Origin of the sequence: Fulvivirga kasyanovii (assembly GCF_009711405.1) — a bacterium.
GTDB classification, from domain to species: domain Bacteria; phylum Bacteroidota; class Bacteroidia; order Cytophagales; family Cyclobacteriaceae; genus Fulvivirga; species Fulvivirga kasyanovii.
In genome coordinates this window covers 1-3056 of sequence record NZ_SMLW01000245.1, presented here as the reverse complement: position 1 = coordinate 3056, position 3056 = coordinate 1, and the positions used below count along the sequence as shown (strand labels likewise).

At 42.1% G+C, this 3056-nt stretch carries 3 protein-coding genes; all 3 read left to right on the top strand.

Annotated elements, in window-relative coordinates; all coding sequences use genetic code 11:
• Window positions 1-539, top strand: a 539-nt coding sequence (locus E1163_RS01400; protein WP_343033714.1) for a MiaE family protein, incomplete at its 5' end; no start/stop codon positions are given.
• Window positions 540-542: 3 nt separating this feature from the next.
• Window positions 543-1118 (top strand): YqgE/AlgH family protein, encoded by a 576-nt coding sequence (locus E1163_RS01395; RefSeq protein ID WP_155168738.1) that lies wholly within the window; start codon window positions 543-545, stop codon window positions 1116-1118.
• 46 nt (window positions 1119-1164) lie between these two features.
• The coding region (locus E1163_RS01390) for a DUF349 domain-containing protein (protein WP_155168737.1) at window positions 1165-3056 on the top strand (1892 nt) is incomplete at its 3' end.

Here is a 3056-nt window from a genome sequence, read left to right as displayed (position 1 = left end):
TTGAGACGGTAATGGGTGATTTTAATGCTTTTTTGCAGGATCATGCCAACTGTGAGCGAAAAGCTTCTGCCATGGCCATGAGTTTTGTTGCCAAGCACCCTGACCGGCTGGAAATAATCCCCGAACTGATAGATACTGCTGTTGAAGAGCTTGAGCATTTCAGGTCAGTCTACCAGATCATGCAGGAGCGTGGAGTCGCACTTCCTGCTGAAATGGGACAGGACATGTATGTGAAAAAACTGATCGATAACTGTCGTTCGGGGAGAGAAGATAGATTTATGGACAGGTTGTTGTTGGCTTCAATTATAGAATGCAGGGGTGCAGAACGTTTTCGCCTTGTCTACGAAGCGCTGGAGTCCGGGGAGTTAAAAACTTTCTACCATAACCTGTGGGCCTCAGAGGCCAAGCATGGTAATATTTTCGTGAAAATGGCTCTGATCTATTTTGACGAAGAAGATACCTACCGGAGATTGGAAGAATTAAACTTAATAGAGGCAGAAGTGTTAAAGTCTTTACCTCTTCAACCCGCATTGCATTAAATTATGGACTATTTCAAATTCAATAATAACCAAAAGCCGGGAAAAGGCAGCTTACTTGTGTCCGAGCCGTTTCTGCCCGACCCGAATTTTGAAAGGACAGTAGTGCTTCTATGTGAGCACAGCGACGAGGGATCATTTGGTTTTGTATTAAATAAGGCTTCTGCCGTGTCTCTGGACGAAATAGTTGAAGATATCAGGGATTTCAGCCAGCCTGTATATATAGGAGGGCCTGTGCAACAGGATACACTGCATTTTATCCATAAGGCTGACTATCTAGAAGGAGGCATGGAGATAAGCAATGGTTTGTATTGGGGCGGAAATTTTGAGCAACTGATGATCCTTATTGATACCAAGCAAATCAAAGCCGATGATTTCAGGTTTTTTATCGGATATTCGGGCTGGGGGGCAGATCAACTTGAAGAGGAATTGAAAGCTGACTCATGGATAGTAGCCAACTATGCCACACCCGAGTTGGTTTTTAATGAAAATGGTGAAAACCTGTGGAAAGTAGTGCTCAAACAATTGGGAGGAAGGTTTAATGTATATTCAAATTATCCAACAGACCCACGTTTAAATTGAATGATTTTATTATTTTTACAGTTATAGAGGTTGAAAAACTGCACAAATGGATAAAGAGAAGGACATAAAGGAATTGGAAAACATTAATACTGATAATCCGGAAGTGGATGAAAATGCTGATGAGGTAAAAGATCAGGTTAATCCTGAACAGGATCAGGAAGTAGCCGATACGGTCAGTCAGCAGGAAGAAAGCACCACGGAGGAAAATCAGGAGCTCGTTGAAAAAAAGGAAGAAGTCGTTGATGAATCTTCGGAAAAGACCGATGCTGTTGCTGAGGAACAGCATGATCATAACCATGATGAAGATGAACACGAAGATGATGATGACGATGAGCATGTAGATTATTCCAATTACTCGAAGGAGGAGCTTGTGGAGTTGATCAAGGCTCTGGCCAAGGATGATAATGTGCAGAAGGCCGAGCGTATTGTGCGGGAGATAAAACCTTTATTTGACGAAATCAGGGAAACTGAACGAAAAGAGGCTCTTGATAAATTTATTGCCGAAGGTGGAGAGGAAGTTGATTTTGAGTTTAAGTATGATGAATTAACCAACCGCTTTGACGCCAATTATAAACTGATCAGAGACAGGAAATCTGCCTATGTGAAGGAGAAAGAGCAACAGAAGGAATCTAATCTCAAGAAAAAGCAGGAAATACTTGAAAAGCTACGGGAGTTTGTAGACTCAGAAGAAACCAATATCAGTTTCAATGCTTTTAAAGACCTGCAAAACGAGTGGAAAAATATAGGCCCTATCCCCGGGGCTCAGGCCAAAACCCTTTGGGCCAATTATAATGCACTGGTTGACCGGTTCTATGACAACAGGAGTATATACTTTGAGTTAAAGGAACTCGACAGGAGAAAAAACCTGGAGTCCAAACTGGAGCTTTGTGAACGTGCAGAGAAGCTCGCAGGGCACGAGAACCTCAAAGAGGCCATCAAGGAGCTTAATGAGCTTCATAATGAATTTAAACATATTGGCCCTGTACCCAAAGAAGAGCAGGAGGCCCTGTGGCAACGGTTCAAAACTGCATCTGACGAAGTTTATGCCCGAAGAAAAGAGTTCGTTGAGCAACTTAAGTCAGAGCTGGAAGACAATTTGAAAGTTAAGGAGCAGTTGGCAGAAGAGGTGCAGCCTTTTACCGAGTTTGACTCAGACAGGATCAAAGAATGGAATAGTAAAACCAAGGAGATCCTGGAGATACAGAAAAAATGGGAAGCCGTAGGCGGTTTGCCCCGCGCCAAGGCCAAAGCTGTAAACAAAAAGTTTTGGGGTACCTTCAAAACCTTCTTTAATAACAAGAGTGCTTTCTTTAAAAAGCTGGATGCGCAAAGAGAAGGCAACCTTGAAAAGAAAAAAGAGCTTGTACAAAGAGCACTTGAAATAAAAGACAGCACTGACTGGCAAAAAACAGCCGAGGAGTTCAAGAAACTTCAAAGGCAGTGGAAGGAGATAGGGCCGGTGCCTGAAAAGCAGAGGGAGTCTGTCTACAAAGAATTTAAAGAAGCCGCAGACCACTTCTTCAATAATAAGAGGTCTAAGAACAGTGAGGTAGAGAAAGAATTTGAAGAGAACCTCAGAAAGAAGGAAGAGGTTTGTAATAGAATAGAGCAACTGGCAAAAGACAATCCTGATGACCTGGAAAAACTTCGCGATCTGCAAGATGAATACCTTGACATAGGATTTGTACCCCGTAATAGCATTTCCAAAATTAAGAGTCGTTATTCCGAAGTAGTTGATAAATTCATCAACAACATAGAAGGAATATCCAATGAAGACCGCCAGGCAATCAGAATTGAAAACCAGGTCAACAAAATATTGAGTGGCCCAAATGCTGACCAAAAGATCTACAGAAAAGAGCAGGCGATCAAAAAGCAGATCAGCAAAGTGGAGCACGATATATCTTTGTGGAAAAACAACCTTGAGTTTTTTGCAGATTC

What these genes read in the sequence shown, in the direction of transcription:
- E1163_RS01395 (WP_155168738.1), top strand. Translation starts at nt 543, where the DNA reads ATGGACTATTTCAAATTCAATAATAACCAAAAGCCGGGAAAAGGCAGC.